The sequence below is a fragment of the Arthrobacter sp. B0427-1-12 genome (assembly GCF_059092905.1).
The window spans coordinates 1-18,182 of the sequence record NZ_JBNHIC010000064.1 but is presented as its reverse complement, the minus strand read 5'-3'; the positions used below and the strand labels follow the sequence as shown (position 1 = coordinate 18,182).

The following is an 18,182-nucleotide window of genomic DNA, read 5'->3' as shown; positions in this document are numbered from 1 at the left end:
CCCGGCAGTTCACAATGCCGGGGCCCCGCTTCTTTAAGCTGCGCGCTGCTGTCTGAGCCGCGCTCTGCGCCTTGAACCGGCGGTGCCGGCCGGAGGGCGGCTACGCGAGGCGGCGGGCACCGTCGTCGGGCTTGACCGTAAAGATGTCCGGGGCACCAAAGCCTGCGGCAGCGAACGCGCGTACGACGGCGTCACGCACCCCGGGCGCGCGCGTCGCCGGGACCAGGGCGATGGCGGAACCGCCGAAACCGCCGCCGGTCATCCGGGCGCCGATGGCCCCGGCGCGGCGGGAAGCATCGACGGCGAGGTCCAGTTCCGGGCAGGAGACCTGGAAATCGTCGCGCAGGGAAGCGTGGCCGGCGTCGAGCAGCGGCCCGACGCCGGCCATCCGCTCCGCCGCCGGTACGGGCCGGGTCAGAAGCTGCACCGTGCGCTCCACCCGGGCATTCTCAGTGACCACATGCCGCACCGGGCGGAAAACCTCCGGATCGAGCAGGCCCGAGGCCGCTGCCAGATCGGCCGGCTGCAGGTCCCGCAGCGAGGCCACGCCCAGGACCGCCGCCGCCAGCTCGCAGGCCGCGCGCCGGGCCGCGTACTCGCCGCCGGCGTGCGCGTGCCGCACCTTGGTGTCGACCACCAGCAGTTCCAGGCCGGCCTCGGCGAGCGGAAGCGGCACCAGCCGGGCGGACCGGCTGCGGCAGTCCAGGAAGACGGCGTGGCCCGCCCGGCTGAGCATGGCGGCCAGCTGGTCCATGATGCCGGTGGGGGCGCCGACCATCTCGTTTTCCGCCCGCTGCCCGGCCGCCGCCAGGTCCCCAGGTGCCTGCCCCGCCGCGGCGAGCTCGTTCACGGCAACGGCGACCGCGCATTCCAGTGCGGCGGAGGAGGCGAGCCCGGCACCTGCCGGCACCGTTGAATCGACCAGCAGGTCCAGGCCGGGAACCGCTGCCCCGGCCTGCCGCAGCGCCCACACCACTCCCAGCGGGTAGGCGGCCCAGCCGCCAATGCCGCCGGGGGCCAGGGAGTCGGGCGCGGCGACTACGATGCCGGTGCCGCCGGCCAGCGTTGAAGCCACGCGGATGGTACCGTCGGGCAGCCGGCCGCCTGCCTTGTCGCCGCTTGCCTGGCCGGGCCGGACGGCGGCGGCCACCAAGGTGCGGCGGTCGATCGCCAGCGGCAGCACCAGGCCCTGGTTGTAGTCCGTGTGCTCGCCGATCAGGTTCACGCGGCCCGGAGCCGTCCACACGCCGTCGGCCGCATAACCGTAGGCTTCCCGGAACCCGGCGAGCAGCGCAGCGACACTGGATCCGATGGTCAAGCGCTCGCCTCCAAAGGCAGGTTCGAATGCTGGCTCCACCCTAACGAAAGCCTTCAGGCGCGCGTAACGATGGCGCTCCGGTGGTCTCGGCTGCGGCACCTGCCGCTACGGTGATCCTATGAGCCATGAAACCGCAGGACCTGTGCAGGACCAGGCCGCCGCGGCGCCGCAGCGCCGCGCGGCCACCGGAGAGCAGTATGAGATTTCCCGCGACGGTGCGCGGGCGGTGGTTACCGAGCTGGCCGCCGGGCTGCGCCTGTTCGAACGGGACGGTGTGGCACTGACCGAGACCTACGGCGATGACGAGCTGGCGCCCGGCGCTGCCGGCATCCTGCTGGCGCCGTGGCCCAACCGGGTGGCGGGCGGCCGGTGGGAACTCGATGGCCGGGTGCAGCAGCTGGACATCACCGAACCCGCCCGCGGCAACGCCAGCCATGGCCTGCTGCGCAACACCGGCTACAGCCTAGTGGAGCGGACCGAATCCAGCGTGACGCTGGCGGCGGGCATCTTTCCGCAGCACGGCTATCCGTTCCACCTGACCCACACCGCCACCTACAGCATCGGGCCGGATCTTGGCCTGCGCGTGGTCCAGTCCCTGCAGAACCACTCCGGAGCCCGCGCCCCCTTTGCGCTCGGCGCGCACCCGTACCTGCGGATCGGGGACGTCGACACCGGCCTGCTAACCCTCACGGTCGGCGCCCGCACCCGGCTGGTGGCGGATGAGAAGCTCATTCCGGTCCGGCCCGAGGCCGTGGCCGGTCCCTGGGACCTGCGCAGCGGTACGGTCGTCGGCGACCGGACCCTGGATGTGGCCTACACGGACCTGGATTTCGAGGCCGGACATGCGGTCCAGCGGCTGACCGCACCGGACGGCCGCAGTGTTGAATTGTGGGCCGAAGAAGCATTCCGTTACGTTCATGTCTTCATCTCGGACCGTTATCCCGGCGTTGCCCGGGCCGTGGCCATCGAACCGATGACGGCGCCCGCCGACGCCTTCAATTCCGGGGACGGCCTGCGCTGGCTGGCGCCGGGGGAGAGTTTCTCGGCGGCCTGGGGGATCAGTGCCCAGCTGGGCTAGCCGCGGCGGACCCGATGTCCATTACCCTTGACGCATATGTGGGCGGGCGCTCACGGACGTATGAAAAGATTGGTTCATGATACGCATCCCGCGCAGCCGCAGGTCCGCTCCGCAGCGTGAACAGCCTGCGCAAGCCGCGCCTGCGATCACCCCGTCGGTGGACATCCCGGACCATGACGACGTTCCCTTTGCGCTCCGGGTCGCGGCATCCTGGGCATGGCGGGTCGGCCTGGTGCTGGTGGTGGCCGGAGCACTCGTCTGGATGCTGAGCCATATCTCGCTGCTGATCATTCCGTTGATGATCGCCGGGCTGCTGGCCAGCCTGCTCTCACCGGTGACCAACTGGCTGGCCCGGCACCGGATTCCGCGCGGACTGGCGGTGGCATTCACCATCCTCGGATTCCTGGGCCTGATCGGCGGAGCGCTCGCGCTGGTGGGCCGCCAGCTGGTCGCCGGCTTCTCCGCGCTGTGGGACGAGGTCCTCCAAGGCCTGGACCAGATCGAGACGTGGCTGTCCGAGGGACCGCTCCACCTCACCACCCAGCAGATCGACCAGTACATCCAGGACATCAGCGATGCGGTCCAGAACAATAGCGGGAGCATCGTCAGCGGTGCCCTGAACGTGGGCAGCACTGCCGGGCACATCCTCACCGGAGCGCTGATCGCGATCTTCGCCCTGATCTTCTTCCTGCTCGATGGCGGCAGGATCTGGCGCTTCATCGTGGGACTGATGCCGAAGAAGGCGCGGGCAGCCACGGCGGGTGCCGGCCTGCGGGGCTGGACCTCGCTGGTCAACTACGTGCGGGTCCAGATGCTGGTCGCTTTCATCGATGCCGTCGGCATCGGTGCCGGTGCGGCCATCATCGGGGTGCCGCTGGCGCTGCCGTTGAGCGTGCTGGTTTTCCTGGGTTCCTTCATTCCGATCGTCGGTGCGCTGTTTACCGGATTCATCGCCGTACTGCTGGCGCTGGTGGCCAACGGCCTAATCAACGCGCTGATCATGCTGGCGATCGTGCTGCTCGTCCAGCAGGTGGAAGGACATGTTCTGCAGCCGCTGGTCATGGGCAAGGCCGTGTCCCTGCATCCGCTGGCCGTCGTGCTCGCCGTGGCCGGCGGGTCCATGGTGGCGGGCATCGCCGGCGCCCTGTTCGCGGTGCCGCTGCTGGCCATTGTCAACACGGTTGTCCGCTACATTGCGGCACGGGCCTGGGAAACCGATCCGTCCCTGGACCTGCCCGCTCCCGTTCCCGCCGTGGCCGGCGCAGCAGCCGGAACCAGTACAGCAGCTGGTACCAGTACGTCCTCCGCAACCAGCACGGCAGCCGGGACCAATACGGCCGCCGAAGCCGAAAACGCTACCCGGACCAGGGCGGCCGAGACCGTGCTGCAGGACGAAGACCCTGGCAGCGCCCAACAGGACAATGGGCCCCCCGGCACCCGGCAGCCTTCCGCAAACCCGCAGCTCGACGACGCCTCCACGAAAGAGATCAATCAGTGACCACTACCACCCAACTGCCTGTATCCCTCCAGGACGTGCAGGATGCTGCGCAACTGCTGGACGGCGTCATCGAGCGGACACCGATCGAACAGTCCCGCGCCCTCGGCCGGCAGGTGGGCGCCGACGTCTACTTCAAGTGCGAGAACCTGCAGCGTGCCGGATCCTTCAAAGTCCGCGGCGCCTACGTCCGGATGGCCCGGCTGTCCGAGGAGGAGCGGGCCCGCGGCGTCGTCGCCGCCTCGGCCGGCAACCACGCCCAGGGCGTGGCCGTCGCCGCCAGCAAGCTGGGCATCAAGGCGAAAATCTTCATGCCGATGGGTGTGGCGCTGCCAAAGCTGGCCGCTACCCGGGGCCACGGCGCCGAAGTGGTGCTCCATGGGAACAACGTCGATGAGGCTCTGACCGAGGCGCAGCGCTACGCCGAGGAAACCGGCGCCGTCTTCGTCCACCCCTTCGACAACGTGGACATCATCGCCGGACAGGGCACCATCGGGCTGGAGATCCTGGAGCAGGTGCCCAACGTCGACACCATCCTGATGGGGGTCGGCGGCGGCGGGCTGCTGGCCGGCGTCGCCGTCGCCGTCAAGGCCAAGGCCCGGGAGTTGGGCCGGGACATCCGGATTATCGGGGTCCAGGCGGAGAACGCGGCGGCCTACCCGCCCTCGCTGGCCGCCGACGCGCTGGTGCCGCTCAAGAAGGTCTCCACCATGGCCGACGGCATCGCCGTCGGCCGTCCCGGACAGCTGCCCTTCTCCATCATCCGCGAACTGGTGGACGACGTCGTCACCGTCAGCGAGGACGCGCTGGCCCGTGCCCTGATCTTCCTGCTCGAGCGCTCCAAGATGGTGGTGGAGCCGGCCGGCGCTGTGGGCGTGGCCGCACTCATGGAGGGCAAGCTCAACGAAAACGGCGCCAATCCGGGTACGACGGCGGTGGTCCTGTCCGGCGGCAACATCGACCCGATGCTGATGCTCAAGGTGATCCAGCGCGGCCTGTCCGCCGCGGGCCGCTATCTGGTGGTGCGGATGCTGCTCAACGACCGCCCAGGTTCGCTGGCCACGATCGCCAGGATCATTGCCGAATCCGATGCCAACGTGACCGGTGTCGACCACACACGCGTGGGCGGTTCGATCAGCATGGGGGATGTTGCCATCACGATCAACATGGAAACGAAGGGCCATGAGCACTGCGAACAGGTGCTCAACAACCTTCGCGCCGAGGGATTCCAGCCGATTGTCATCCACGGCTGATGGCCTGCGGGGGGAGCAGCGCGTGACGGTGCCGTACGGGGGAGCCGGAAGGACGATGGCGGAGCGGGCGCGCCGGGGGCTTGCCGCCGTGGGCGGCCTGGTCGCCCTGATGTGGGCCGCGCACCTGGTCAACATCGTGCTCGGCTCCGCGCCGGTCTTCTGGCTCGGGATCGAGTCCCGCAGCATCGACGGGCTGGACGGAATCCTCTTCGCGCCCCTGCTGCACGGAGGCTTCAGCCATCTGCTCAACAACAGCGTGCCGCTGTTGGTGTTCGGCTTCCTGACATTCCTGTCCGGCGTACGCCAGTTCATCACGGTGCTGGCTGCCAGCTGGCTGGTCTCCGGGCTGGGCGTGTGGCTGGTAGGCGACGGGATCACGATCGGGGCATCCGGCGTCGTCTTCGGCCTGTTCGCCTACCTGGTGGTCCGCGGCTTCTACAACCGCAGCTGGACGCAGCTGCTGCTGGCGGCGGCGCTGTTCGCCGCCTACGGATCCATCCTGTGGGGTGTGCTTCCGACGGCGGGCGCCGGGGTGTCCTGGCAGGCCCACCTGTTCGGTGCGGCAGGCGGGGTGCTGGCCGCGTTCATGCTGCGGACGCGCCGGCGGCCCGCCTCCTGAGGAGACGGGCCGCCGGGGCCTGCGCTGAGCTGCCGCGAAGGGCTGTCAGCCGGCGAAGGGCTTGGCGGAGATGATCTCCACGTTGATTTCCTTGCCGTTCGGGGCAGTGTAGCTGAACTTGTCGCCGGCCTTCTTGCCCTGGATGGCGGCGCCCAGGGCGGAGCGCTCGCTGTAGACGTCGATGTCGGCGTGACCGGCAACCTCGCGGCTGCCGAGCAGGAACGTCTCCTGGTCGCCGGCGATGGTGGCTTCGACCACCATGCCCGGCTCCACAATGCCGTCGTCCGCCGGGGCTTCGCCAACCTGGGCGTTCCGCAGCAGCTCGGTCAGCTGGCGGATGCGGGCCTCGGCCTTGCCCTGCTCTTCCTTCGCGGCGTGGTAGCCGCCGTTTTCCTTCAGATCGCCCTCGGAACGGGCCTGTTCAATACGTGCCACGATCTCGGCACGGCCCGGGCCGGACAGGTGTTCCAGTTCAGCCTTCAGGCGGTCGTAGGACTCCTGGGTGAGCCAGGCGACAGGGGCGTTGCTGGTAGTCACGGATTCTCCTTTAGGTACTGCGCCGTCCGGTTGGTCGGACGTACATCGTTGCTGCCAGCCGGTCCCCAGCGGGGGCGGCACCTGCGCTGAAGGTGCCCGGCAAGCAAATACCCCGCCGTCGGTGGTGTCCTGGTTCCCTGATATCTCAGGGGTTCACCACAGGGCGGGGTGGAAGGTTTTCATCTAGTTTAGTCAATGGGCCGGATAATCCCAAGAACGGGGCCGGGGACAGCCGTTTATCGTAGCAAAACCGAGATATTGCCGGCTGCTGCGGAATCAGTCCGCTCAGCGGCCGTCGTCGGTGATCCAGCAGGCATTCACGCCGCCGCTGGTTCCCAGCGATTCGGTCCGCAGGGCCACCCGGTGTGCGGTCGAGCGCCCGTTGGCCGCGGCTCCGGACTCCTCATTCGGGCCGATCGTTGCCACCGTCCAGCCGACGACTGCATAGTTTTCGGCCAGGACCTGGATGGCGCACTCCGCGGTGGCGGCCGGATCCTTGGTGACCTCGAAGTCGACGGTGGCGTTGCCGGCGTCGATAATACTGAACCCGACGTCCTTGGCCGAGACCGGCTTGGTGCCTGTCATGACGGCGAGGACAGCCGCGGCGATGACGGCAACGGCCAGCACAGCGGCACCAAGGGTAAACTTGGTCCGTTGCCTGATCTTTCGCTTGGGCGCGCCGTACCGATTGGCTAGGCTGGTTTGGGACGTCATCCCCTACAGTTTATCGTTTCCGCCGGCAGGCCCGGGACGCACCGGCGCCCACGGCGGGCAGCCGAACAATTCAACAGCACAGGACCCACGGAAATTGAGGATCGCGCTTGTCTACCTCGGAGTTCTTTGACACCGTCTACCCTCCGGCCCCTGGGGACGGACTCCGGCTGCTGGCGGTGCACGCGCACCCGGACGATGAATCCAGCAAGGGCGCAGCGACGATGGCCGCTTACGCCGCCGCCGGGGTGGAGGTCATGGTCGCCACCTGCACGGGCGGCGAACGCGGGGACATCCTCAACTCGGAGATGGCGGACAACGCCCACGCCCACCGGGACCTGGCCGGCCTGCGGCGCCTGGAGATGGCCAACGCGGCCAAGGAACTGGGTGTCGCGCACCGGTGGCTCGGTTTCGTCGATTCCGGCCTGCCGGAGGGGGACCCGCTGCCGGACCTGCCGTATGGCTGTTTTGCGCTGCAGCCGCTGGAGCGCGCCGCGGCTCCGCTGGTCAAGCTGGTCCGCGAGTTCCGGCCCCAGGTGATCGTCAGCTACGACGAGAACGGCGGCTACCCCCACCCGGACCACATCATGGCCCACAAGGTTGCCGTGGAGGCGTTCGAGGCTGCGGGCGACCCGCAGCGGTATCCGGGAACCGGTGAGCCCTGGGCTCCGCAGAAGCTGTACTACGACCGCGCGTTCAATCCGGAGCGCTTCCGGGCCCTGCACTATGCGCTGGAGGAGGCCGGGCTGTCCTCCCCGTATGCCACGCGCATCGCGGCATGGCTGGAGGCGGATGCTGAGGGGCACCAGCCGCCCATGCCCACCCACCTGACCACCACGCAGGTCGACTGCGGGGACTTTTTTGAGCACCGCGACCGGGCGCTGCTCGCCCACCGGACGCAGGTGGCACCGGACGGCTTCTTCTTCGCCGTCTCCGCCGACATGCAGCGGAAGATCTGGCCCTGGGAGGACTACTCGCTGATCAAGAGCCGGGTGGAAACCAAGCTGCCGGAGACCGACCTCTTCGCGGGCATACGATAGTCACACCGGTCCGTTTCGGCCCGGAGGTGTTTGAGAGAAAGAATCTTTGTGGGAACCCTTGCTGCTCTGCTCATGACCGTCTCGCCATCGCCGGGCGGCGGTGAGCCGGAACTGCGGCCGGGCCTGGACCCGGAGCAGGTCACCCCGGGAACCCTGGGGTTCCTCGCCACGCTGTTCGTCGTCGTCCTGACGATTTTCCTGATCCGCGACATGACCAAGCGCATCCGCCGGGTCCGCTACCAGGCCCAGGTCGAGGAACAGGAGCTGGCCGCAGCCAGCGCCCGCGAAGCCGGTGAAACCGGTGCCCGCGGGGCAGCTTCGGCCGGTACGGAGACCGGGGCGGAGGCCGCCGCTGAGGGCACGGAGCCCGACGACGGGGGCAGTCCGGGTGCCGGCGGCACCCGCGGCGGCAACAGCTAAGCGCCCCGGGGGCTGAACTCCGGCACCTGACCCAGAGACCACGTTCGAAGGGAATCGCAATGACCGGCCGTCTTCACTCAGAAGCATCCGCCTACCTGCGCCAGCATGCCGGCAACCCGGTGGACTGGTGGCCGTTCGGGGACGCCGCCTTCGACGAGGCCCGCCGGCGCGATGTGCCGGTTTTCGTCTCGGTGGGCTATGCGGCCTGCCACTGGTGCCACGTCATGGCGCACGAATCCTTCGAGGACCAGACCACCGCGGACTACCTCAACGAGCACTTCGTCAGCATCAAGGTGGACCGCGAGGAACGCCCGGATGTTGACGCCGTCTACATGGCCGCCACCCAGGCCATCACCGGCGAAGGCGGCTGGCCGATGAGCGTGTTCGTCTTGCCGGACGGCCGTGCCTTCTATGCCGGCACTTACTACCCGCCGCAGCCGGTGCAGGGCCGGCCGTCCTTCCGGCAGGTCCTGGAGGCAGTGCACGAAGCCTGGCGGGACCGCCGCTCCCAGGTGGAGGACAGCGCGGCGCAGTTGGCCCAGGGACTGGCAGCCAGCCGGCAGCAGAGCAGCCAGCTCATCGGCAGCCTGGCGGCCGGTGCGCCCGCCTCGCCGGTTCCCGCCGCGCTTCTGTCCGACGCTGTGCGGGTGCTGGCCCGTGACGAGGACACCACCTACGGCGGCTTCGGCAACGCACCCAAGTTCCCGCCGTCGTCGGTCCTGCAGTTCCTGCTCGGCCATGCGGTGACCGGCGCCGAAACGGCGGGGCTGGCCCATGACCTGGCGGACCGGACCCTGACCGCGATGGCGACGTCGGCGCTGTTCGACCAGCTCGAGGGCGGCTTTGCCCGCTACGCCGTGGACCGGCAGTGGTCCGTGCCGCACTTCGAGAAGATGCTCTATGACAATGCCCAGCTGCTGCGGTGCTATACGCAGTGGAGCACGGTGGCCAGGAGTCCGGAACACCGTGCCCTGGCGGCGGATGCGGCGGGCCGGACCGCGGACTGGATGCTGGCCGCGCTGCGGGTCGACGACGTCGCGTCCGGAACCGCCGGCGGCTTCGCCTCATCGCTGGATGCCGACACCGTGGTGGACGGCGTGCACCATGAGGGAGCCACCTACCTTTGGTCCCGCGCCGAACTGCAGCAGCTGCTGCCGGACGACGGCGACTGGCTGGCCGGGCTGATGGGCGTCGACCCGGCACACAGCATCGCCGGCGGTAAATCCGCCCTGCATCCGGGCCGGATGCTGACGGAGGAGGAGCAGTCCCGGTGGGAGCGGGCGCGGCCGGCGCTGGCCGCGGCCCGGGCGCGCCGGCCGCAGCCGGCCCGGGATGACAAGATCGTGGCCGGCTGGAACGGCCTGGCCATCGCCGCGCTCGCGGAGGCCGCTGTGCTGCTGGACCGCCCGGACCTGCTGGACGCGGCGGATGCGGCGGCCGAGTACCTGGTCGGCGTGCACTTCCCGCAGGCCGGAACGGGAGGCGGGGATGGCCCCCGCCTCTACCGGGTGTCCTTCGACGGGAAGGCCCAGGGTATCCGCGGCCTGCTCGAGGACTACGCCTTCTGCGCCGAGGGATTCTTCGCGCTCTATGCTGCCGGCGGCGACCAGCGCTGGTACAAGGCGGCCGAGCGGCTGGTACGGGCCGCCGTCGACCATTTCGTGGTGGACGGCCGGCTGCGGGACAGCGCGGGCGGGGCGGACCAGATCGCCGTGGCCCAGGGCAATGAGCCGGGCGCCGACCCGATGGACGGCGCGACGCCCAGCCCCGTCGCCGCATTCGCCGGTGTGCTGCTGACCTACTCCGCCTACAGCGGCTCCAGCGAGCACCGCCGCCTTGCCGAGCTGCTGCTCTCCCACATTGCGGTGCTGGCCCCACGGGTGCCGCGGATCGCCGGCAAGGGCATGGCGGTGGCCCAGGCCGCGCTGCTGGGGCCGGTCCAGCTGGCGGTGGTGGGGGCGGACTACGACCGCGTGCGGGCGCTGCTGGCGGCCGCCCAGCGGGCGGGCGTCCCCGGGCTGGTGGCTGCCTCACAGGTGGTGCCCGGGGAGGTGCTGCCCGCCGGGATCCCGCTGCTGGAGCATCGCCGGCCCGCGAACGACGGCGGTCCGCTCGCCTACGTCTGCCGCGGCATGGTGTGCGCCAAGCCGGCGGCAACGGAAGAGGAGCTCCGGGCGCAGCTGCAGGAGGTGCTGCAGGGCTAGGTCCGGGGGGTCAGGACGGCCAGCATAATGGCGCTGAAGTGGGCCGTGAAGGCCAGCACGGTTAAGGCATGGAAAAGTTCGTGGAAGCCGAAGGCCGGGCTGACATTCGGCTTTTTGATGCCGTAGCACACGGCGCCGGCGATATAGAGTGCTCCGCCGACGCAGACCAGGGCGGCCGCCGTCGGACTGACCGCGGCGAAGTCCGGAATGTAGAACACCGCGGCCAGCCCCAGCGCCACGTAGATCGGCACGTAGAGCCAGCGCGGGGCAGCAAGCCACAGGACCCGGAACAGCACGCCCAGCACCGCGCCGCCCCAGATCAGCCAGAGCAGCACCACGGCCTTGGGCCGCTCGAGCAGCATCCACGCCAGCGGGGTATAGGTGCCGGCGATGACCAGCATGATGTTGGCGTGGTCCAGGCGCCTGAGCAGCAGCCGGGGCTTGGGGGACCAGTTGCCGCGGTGGTAGATGGCGCTGACGCCGAAGAGCAGCACGCCGGTTGCTGCGTAGATGGCCGAGGTGATCCGGCCGGCCGCCGTCGGGGCCAGCGCAATCAGGACGATGCCGGCGGCGAGCGCCAGCGGCGTGGCCCCGGCATGGATCCAGCCGCGCCACCGCGGTTTGAGCTGCAGGAGGTCGCCGGCCTTCTCCGCCGCGGCCTCGACCGGTCCCTGGCGGGCCGGCTGCACGGGACCTCCGGCTGTTGCTTCCCGCGGACCTTCGGCCGCGGAGCTGGGCCGGTTTTCCTCGTCCGGTCCGGGCCGGCCAGGGGGAGTGGAATCGCGATCCATGGCTCGAGTGTAGTTCCTGTGGTTGGAATTTACTGATCGGTAATATTGCGCGCGGCGGCGTCGCGGCACACATCGGGCCGCGCATGCCGGTACCGTAGGAAGGTATTCTCGACGACGAAACGCCGCCCATGCATCAACTGCATCAGCCCGAAGGACAGGTGAACCTTGCGATGAAACTCCCGGGGTTCATCTACAACTACTACGAGCGCAAGGTGCTGCGCTCACTGACGCCGGAGCAGATGCCTGCCCACATCGGCGTCATGGTGGACGGCAACCGCCGCTGGGCGAAGCAGGCCGGTGCCGCCACCCGGGACGGCCACCAGGCAGGGGCGGACAAGATCCACGAATTCCTCGGCTGGTGCGACGAACTGGGCGTCAAGGTCGTGACCCTGTACATGCTGTCCACGGACAATATGAACCGCTCCGCCGAGGAGTTGGAGCAGCTGCTGGACATCATCGCCAACACGCTGGACCGGCTGGCGGAAAACAGCCGGGTCCGCGTGCAGCCGGTCGGTGCCCTGGAGCTGCTGCCGGAGCATCTTGCGGCCCGATTGAACCGGTTGACGGAACAGAGCGCGTCCGCGGACGGCGTCCATGTGAATGTCGCCATCGGCTATGGAGGCCGCCGTGAGATTGTCGACGCCGTCAAGGAACTGCTGCGCGAAGCCTCCGGGGAGGGCCGCAGCCTCGAGGACGTGGCCGCTTCGCTGACCGACCGGGACATTTCGCGCTGCCTCTACACCCGCGGTCAGCCGGATCCCGACCTCGTGATCCGCACCTCCGGGGAACAGCGCCTGTCCGGCTTCCTGATGTGGCAGAGCGCCTACAGCGAGTTCTACTTCTGCGAGGCGCTGTGGCCGGACTTCCGGCGCGTGGACTTTGTCCGGGCCCTGCGCGATTACGCCGGCCGCCAGCGGCGCTTTGGCAGCTGACCCGGGTTCAGCGGATGTTTACGAGTTCTTAATCCGGAAACGCGCCCACTCCAGCGTTTCCGGGACGATTCGGGGCGTAGCCTCGGTGGTATCAGTCAGCAACATCGCGATTGACCGGGAGGCCGCCGATGGCAGCAGCGCAGCAAAGCGCTGGTCATGTTTCGAGGGAGGCCCCTCGCGGCCTCGCGGCCGGCCGGATTCACCCAAACCCTAGTTATTCGGGGTACCTGGTGCCCCGGAGCGGAGTCGAAGTGGCCTTAAACGAAATCACGCAAGCGACGGCAGCCACCGCAGGCGAGTTGAACATTCCTGCCGAGGTCCTGCCGGCGGGGGACTCGCAGGCAGCGGGGGAGCGCAGCTATGTGCTGGATACCTCCGTGCTGCTCTCCGACCCGCGGGCGATCCTGCGGTTTGCGGAACATGAGGTGATCCTGCCGATCGTGGTCATTACCGAACTTGAGGGCAAGCGGCACGATCCGGAGCTGGGCTATTTCGCCCGCAAGGCCCTGCGGCTGCTGGACGAACTCCGGGTGGCGCACGGCCAGCTGAACCGGCCGATTCCCCTGGGGGATGAGGGCGGATCGCTGCGCGTCGAACTGAACCACATCTCGCCGGAAGTGCTGCCCGCCGGCTTCCGCCAGGGGGACAATGACAGCCGCATCCTGGCGGTGGCGATGAACCTGGCCAATGAGGGCCGCGATGTCACTGTGGTATCCAAGGACCTGCCGATGCGCGTGAAGGCGTCGGCCATGGGCCTGGCAGCAGATGAGTACCGGCACGAGCAGTCGAAGGACTCCGGCTGGACCGGCATGGCCGAGCTGGACGTGGTGGACGAGGACGTCAATACGCTGTACGGGCACGAACCGGTGTTCATTCCGGAAGCGGCCGAGCTGCCCACGAACACCGGACTGGTCCTGCTCTCCAACCGGGGTTCGGCACTGGGACGGGTCGGGGCGGACAAGCAGGTCCGGCTGGTCAAGGGGGACCGTGACGTGTTCGGCCTGCACGGCCGCTCGGCCGAACAGCGCCTGGCCATCGATATGCTGACGGACCAGGAAGTGGGCATCGTATCGCTGGGCGGCAGGGCGGGTACAGGCAAGTCCGCGCTGGCGCTCTGCGCGGGCCTGGAAGCGGTGCTGGAGCGCAGCGAGCACCGCAAGGTGGTGGTCTTCCGCCCGCTCTACGCCGTCGGCGGGCAGGAACTCGGCTACCTGCCCGGCAGCGAACAGGAAAAGATGAACCCGTGGGCGCAGGCCGTCTTCGACACCCTGGGTGCGCTTGTGTCCCAGGAAGTGGTGGAGGAAGTGATGGACCGGGGCCTGCTGGAAGTCCTGCCGCTGACCCACATCCGCGGCCGGTCCCTGCATGATTCGTTCGTGATCGTGGACGAGGCGCAGTCGCTGGAAAAGAACGTACTGCTGACCGTGCTGTCCCGCATCGGGCAGAACTCTAAGGTGGTGCTGACCCACGATGTGGCTCAGCGCGACAACCTCAGGGTCGGCCGGCACGACGGCGTCGCGGCCGTCGTCGAAACCCTCAAGGGCCATCCGCTGTTCGGGCACATCACGCTGACCCGCTCCGAGCGGTCCCCGATTGCGGCGCTGGTCACGGACCTGCTGGAGGGCGCCGAGATCTGACCGCTTCCGGACTGGGTTTCGCCTCCGGCAGCAGTGCTGCCGGAGGCGAAATGGTCTGGACCGATTAGAGCGGAGTGCCGTCGTCGAGCCAGGCCGGCGCGGCGGTCAGCGGATCGTTGGGATCCGGATCGCCGTCTTTCAGTCCCACAGTGAACTGCGTCATCATGTCATGATCCTCATGGGGCAGGTTGTGGCAGTGGATCATGTACTTGCCGCGGTGCGGGCCGAACTTGCAGAGCAGGCGGACGGTCTCGCCTTCGCCCACGTAGACGACGTCCTTGGGGCCCCGCTCATAGGGGAAGGGGGGCACAAAACCATCGCCGCCGTCCCGGCTCAGGATCTTGAAGTCGATCAGGTGGATGTGCATCGGATGGAACCAGCCGCCGGAGTTGTTCTGGAATTCCCAGATTTCGACGGCGTCCAGGTCCGGATCCGCGCAGACCTGCTTGTAGCCGCTCTCGATAATGTCGCCCCAGGTAAAGTCGCCGACGGTCCACAGGTTGGTGGTGTCGCTCTTCTTGACCCGGAAGTTGCGGACCTTCACATTCGGCGGCTCGACAATGTTCATGACGGGGCTGTTGGGATCCAGGACGGTCGGCAGGGTCAGGGCCGTCTGGTCGCTCGTGTCGAACTCGTCATCGGTGACCCAGAACTGCATGATCTTGTCTGTATGGGCGAAGTCGATGTTGTTCTTGTTCGACAGGTTGCGCAGCTCGATCTTGTCGCCCGCCTTGTACTTGGAGAAGTCGACCAGGATCTCATACCGTTCCGCGCCGGCATGCCGCCAGGAGCCGACCGTCTGGGCCTCGGGCATGAGGCCGCCATCGGTGGCCACCACGGTCACCGGTTCGCCGGTGCTCAGCGTGGGCCGGAAGGACCGCGAGATGGAGGCGTTGAGGATGCGGAAGCGGTAGATGCGCCGCTTGACCTGCATGACGGGCCAGGGCTGGCCGTTGACCAGGATCACGTCGCCCCACAGACCTGAGTGCGTGTTGTCGTCGTACCCAAGTACGCCGTCCTGCGCGAACATGGCGTCGGTCAGCGTCAGCGGCACGTCGAATTCGCCCTGCGGCAGCAGCGCCCGCTCGATCGGGTCGTGCATGTGGTAGTGCGCCGCCAGCCCGGCGTAGGCGTTCTCCGCCGTGAAGTGGACGCCATGGTCGTGGTACCAGAGAGTCCGGGCCGGCTGGAAGTTCGGGTAGTGATAGTCCTTGGCAAAGCCCGGAGCGATCGTGTCGCTCGCGTAACCGTCGTACTGCGGCAGCGAGGCCGAGCCGTGCAGGTGGACCGAGGTGTTCGTGACGTGCCCGCCCATGGGGCTGGTCTCCGGCAGCTTGTTGTGGACCCGGACCACGGCCTTGGTGCCCTGGTCGAGATCGATGGTCGGGCCCGGGAAGATACCGTTGTAGCCCAGGATCGGCGTGGTGTGGCGCGGCAGGATCTTGGCCCGGCCGGCCTGCTGGTTGACGTTGTAGAAATTGACCGGACTGCCGTCGACCGGATCGATGCCGGTGCGGCTGGGCCGCAGGACTGGCGGAATGGTGAGGGCTGTCTGGAAGGGCCGTGGCAGGTCCCGGTCAGCCAGGCGACTGGCGGACTTGGCTTCGATCGAGCTCAGCGGAACTGTCAAGGCTCCCGCCCCCAACACTCCAAGTCCCCCCAATAACAAGACTTGGCGTCGTGAAACCGACATGATCAACTCCTTAGGATCGGTTACTAAAGAGGATGCATTGCGGTACTTGGGGAAACCCTATCCAAATCCAGTGAATGGATTTATGCAAGCGTATGATTGGGGCAGGCGCCTTCCTGCGCCCGATTACGCCCGAAATTCCGGGCTTAACCGGCCGCCCGGCCGCCGGAGATTAGCGCGCCAGGGAAGTGGTGACGCAGGTGCCCTCGCCAGGCACGGAGCGGATATCCAGCGACCCGCCGGCCTCCGCGACGGTGTCCCGGATCAGCTGCAGGCCCAGATGGCCCTCGGGTGAACCGTCGGAGACGTCGAAGCCCCGGCCGTTGTCCGCGATCTGCAGCACGACCTTGTCCGGCTCGGGCAGCAGGGACAGCTTCACATGCGTTGCCTGCGCATGCTTGCTGACATTCATCAGGACTTCGCGCGCCACACGGTAATACATAGCCGCCTGGCTCTTGTCCAGATCGATTTCCTTGGGCAACTCGTACTCCACGGTGATGCCCTGGGTCATCAGCAGATCGCCCAGCCGCGCCAAGGCGGTCGGCAGCCCCAGTTCGGCCAGGTCCGGCGGGTACAGCTCGGTGGTCATGCCGCGCAGGACCGTCACGTTGTGCTGCAGGATGGAGCGCGCCTGGGCCAGCAGCGGACGCTGCGCCTCGGTGCTGCGCATCTCCTCCGCTTCCAGGGCATAGGACAAACCGGAGATGTCCTGGATGACTTCGTCGTGCAGGTCCCGGGCAATCCTCCGGCGTTCCAGATCGGAGGCCGCGATGGCCTGCTGCAGCAGCCTGCGCCGGTCCTGGTGGTAGGCCTGCAGGCGCTTGGCCATGGCGACGGCAGGAATCAGCTGTGCCAGCTGCAGCACGGCAAGCGAGACCAGGAAGGCCGGCACCATACCCAGGACCAGCCCGTTCTGTTCCGCACGGACATCGTCGTCCGGGAAATAGGCCTCGAAGACCAAAGGCATGCCGGCAGCCGCATCCGCTTTGACGTAGACCTCCACCAGTTCGCCCTTGCCGGTTTCGAACCTGTTCTCGCTCTCGTCCTGCTGTTCCAGCGTGGCGTGTGCTTCACCGCCTTCGAACAGGTGCCGGGCGTCCTCCGGCAGCTCGAACTGCTGGCCGATCAGCTCCGGAACGTCCGAATAGACGATCCGTCCTTCCTCATCCCAGACCTTGATCCGGTCCACCGATTCATCCTTGATCCGGGGTGCCGTGACGGTCTCGAGGAGTTCGATGGCCTCCGGATCGCCGGCAAGCAGCTCATCGGTGACGAAGGGGGCGATGGCATGTTGGGCCATGCGTTCGGTCCGTTCCTCCGCACTCTGCAGCGAGTGCTCCAACGTCAGCGCCCTGACCCACAGCGTCACGGGCGTGGCAACGATGACCAGCGCCATCAGTCCCATGATGAGGAACCGCTGGATCGCCACCCGTACTTCGGATTGCTCCGCTTGTTCGAGTTCGTCGCCGGAAGGCTGGTCGGCTGGCCGAATCGGTACGTTACCCATCCCATTCCGCCGAGAGCAGGTTCAGTCGCGTGGCAGTGACCACTGCCTCCAGCTGGGAATGCACCCCCAGCTTGGCCAGGATGGATTTGACGTAGCCGCGGCAGGTGTTCTGGGAAATGCCCAGGGTCTTGGCGTTGGTCCGGACATCCTGGCCCGTGGCCATCAGCCGCAGCACCTCCAGTTCCCGCTGCGTCAATGCGGGCACAGGGACGGCTGAATCCTGCTGCTGGCGCCGGTTCACCAGCTGTGCCAGCAGGGAGGGATGGACGATCATGCTCCCAGCCCGTGCCTGCCGCAGCGTGTCCAGCATGGTGACCAGCGAGCCGTCCTTGGGCAGGAAGGCACAGGTGCCCAGCGCGGCGGCCCGCTCCAGGAGTTCCGTGGACGGATCACCGGTGAGCATCACGATCCGGGTGGACGGCTCCCGCGCCAGGATCTGCTCCGCGGCGGCCAGTCCGTTGCCGTCCGCCAGATGGTAGTCCATGACGACGATGTCCGGACGCAGGCTCAGGGTCATGGCCACCCCTGCCTCCACGCTTTCCGCATGGCCGATGCTGACCAGGTCCGACTCCCTATTAAGCGCGCCCATGAGCAGTTCCGCGAAGGTCGTATGGTCGTCGACTACCAGTACCCGTGTCTGTTCCAAAGCAGCTTCTACCGCCATATCGACTCCCCAACTGCGGTCCCCCAAAACAAAACTTCTTAGAGGGATTATGCGCCACTGGGCGGGGCTTGTACATGCTTTGTAAAAGTTAAGCGGGCGGAGGACGGGGTCCTCCACCCGCCTAACTCACGGGATCTGGCGGTTCAGCGGGGCCAGGGATGCTCTGCGCCGGGCTCAATGTGACGCTGGTCAGGCGGCGGCCATGGCTTTGTGCAGGAATTTGTTCAGGATGTTGCCGGCGGCGCGGACGGAGGCCTGCGGGGTGCTTTTGTGCTGGTTGGTGTGG

16 protein-coding genes are annotated in these 18,182 nt (G+C 67.9%); 9 read left to right on the top strand and 7 right to left on the bottom strand.

All coding sequences use genetic code 11. The annotated features are described in order from the left end of the window. Positions 1-100: 100 nt before the first annotated feature. Positions 101-1,318, bottom strand: coding sequence for a galactokinase (galK, locus tag AC5RWU_RS21365; RefSeq protein WP_494030787.1), 1,218 nt, complete (start codon positions 1,316-1,318; stop codon positions 101-103). A gap of 118 nt (positions 1,319-1,436) precedes the next feature. On the opposite strand from galK, the gene AC5RWU_RS21360 reads away from it, so the two are divergent. The 4 genes from AC5RWU_RS21360 (at position 1,437) to AC5RWU_RS21345 (ending at position 5,763) form a co-directional block, all read left to right on the top strand. Next, entirely contained in the window at positions 1,437-2,396 is a 960-nt protein-coding gene (locus AC5RWU_RS21360; RefSeq protein ID WP_494030788.1) for an aldose 1-epimerase family protein, read from the top strand. A 76-nt stretch (positions 2,397-2,472) separates the two neighbouring features. Then, positions 2,473-3,894, top strand: a complete 1,422-nt coding sequence (locus tag AC5RWU_RS21355) for an AI-2E family transporter (protein ID WP_494030789.1) — start codon at positions 2,473-2,475, stop codon at positions 3,892-3,894. Beyond that, positions 3,891-5,144, top strand: coding sequence for a threonine ammonia-lyase (ilvA, locus tag AC5RWU_RS21350; RefSeq protein ID WP_494030790.1), 1,254 nt, complete (start codon positions 3,891-3,893; stop codon positions 5,142-5,144). Before AC5RWU_RS21355 ends, ilvA begins: the two co-directional genes overlap by 4 nt. Further along, positions 5,128-5,763 carry a rhomboid family intramembrane serine protease gene (locus AC5RWU_RS21345; RefSeq protein ID WP_494030791.1) on the top strand — a complete coding sequence of 212 codons (636 nt, stop codon included), beginning with the start codon at positions 5,128-5,130 and terminating at the stop codon, positions 5,761-5,763. Before ilvA ends, AC5RWU_RS21345 begins: the two co-directional genes overlap by 17 nt. Positions 5,764-5,808: 45 nt before the next feature. Here AC5RWU_RS21345 and greA read toward each other — a convergent pair whose 3' ends face one another. Both greA and AC5RWU_RS21335 read right to left on the bottom strand, forming a co-directional pair. Beyond that, a complete protein-coding gene (greA, locus tag AC5RWU_RS21340; RefSeq protein WP_494030792.1) occupies positions 5,809-6,300 on the bottom strand; it encodes a transcription elongation factor GreA in 492 nt (163 codons plus the stop codon). Between the two features lie 285 nt (positions 6,301-6,585). Beyond that, positions 6,586-7,014, bottom strand: coding sequence for a DUF4307 domain-containing protein (locus AC5RWU_RS21335; protein ID WP_494030793.1), 429 nt, complete (start codon positions 7,012-7,014; stop codon positions 6,586-6,588). 107 nt (positions 7,015-7,121) lie between these two features. Between AC5RWU_RS21335 and mca the strand changes: the two genes are divergently transcribed. The 3 genes from mca to AC5RWU_RS21320 are packed head-to-tail and all read left to right on the top strand — an operon-like array spanning position 7,122 to position 10,675. Then, positions 7,122-8,051, top strand: a complete 930-nt coding sequence (gene mca / locus AC5RWU_RS21330) for a mycothiol conjugate amidase Mca (protein ID WP_494030794.1) — start codon at positions 7,122-7,124, stop codon at positions 8,049-8,051. Between the two features lie 48 nt (positions 8,052-8,099). Beyond that, positions 8,100-8,471 (top strand): hypothetical protein, encoded by a 372-nt coding sequence (locus AC5RWU_RS21325; protein ID WP_494030795.1) that lies wholly within the window; start codon positions 8,100-8,102, stop codon positions 8,469-8,471. Positions 8,472-8,530: 59 nt separating this feature from the next. Then, positions 8,531-10,675 carry a thioredoxin domain-containing protein gene (locus AC5RWU_RS21320; protein ID WP_494030796.1) on the top strand — a complete coding sequence of 715 codons (2,145 nt, stop codon included), beginning with the start codon at positions 8,531-8,533 and terminating at the stop codon, positions 10,673-10,675. Here AC5RWU_RS21320 and trhA read toward each other — a convergent pair. Next, entirely contained in the window at positions 10,672-11,466 is a 795-nt protein-coding gene (gene trhA, locus AC5RWU_RS21315; protein ID WP_494030797.1) for a PAQR family membrane homeostasis protein TrhA, read from the bottom strand. The two genes, AC5RWU_RS21320 and trhA, sit on opposite strands and share 4 nt — an antisense overlap. A gap of 170 nt (positions 11,467-11,636) precedes the next feature. On the opposite strand from trhA, the gene AC5RWU_RS21310 reads away from it, so the two are divergent. Both AC5RWU_RS21310 and phoH2 read left to right on the top strand, forming a co-directional pair. Next, entirely contained in the window at positions 11,637-12,398 is a 762-nt protein-coding gene (locus AC5RWU_RS21310) for an isoprenyl transferase (protein ID WP_494030811.1), read from the top strand. Between the two features lie 305 nt (positions 12,399-12,703). Further along, positions 12,704-14,035: an RNA 5'-3' helicase PhoH2 gene (gene phoH2 / locus AC5RWU_RS21305; protein WP_494030812.1), complete on the top strand. Its 1,332-nt coding sequence runs from the start codon at positions 12,704-12,706 to the stop codon at positions 14,033-14,035. A gap of 64 nt (positions 14,036-14,099) precedes the next feature. Here phoH2 and AC5RWU_RS21300 read toward each other — a convergent pair whose 3' ends face one another. From AC5RWU_RS21300 to AC5RWU_RS21290, 3 genes are all read right to left on the bottom strand, one after another. Continuing rightward, positions 14,100-15,728 (bottom strand): multicopper oxidase family protein, encoded by a 1,629-nt coding sequence (locus AC5RWU_RS21300; RefSeq protein ID WP_494037226.1) that lies wholly within the window; start codon positions 15,726-15,728, stop codon positions 14,100-14,102. 169 nt (positions 15,729-15,897) lie between these two features. After that, entirely contained in the window at positions 15,898-17,232 is a 1,335-nt protein-coding gene (locus tag AC5RWU_RS21295; RefSeq protein ID WP_494030799.1) for a sensor histidine kinase, read from the bottom strand. Then, a complete protein-coding gene (locus tag AC5RWU_RS21290) occupies positions 17,225-17,878 on the bottom strand; it encodes a response regulator (RefSeq protein WP_494037225.1) in 654 nt (217 codons plus the stop codon). Before AC5RWU_RS21290 ends, AC5RWU_RS21295 begins: the two co-directional genes overlap by 8 nt. Positions 17,879-18,182: the final 304 nt, after the last annotated feature.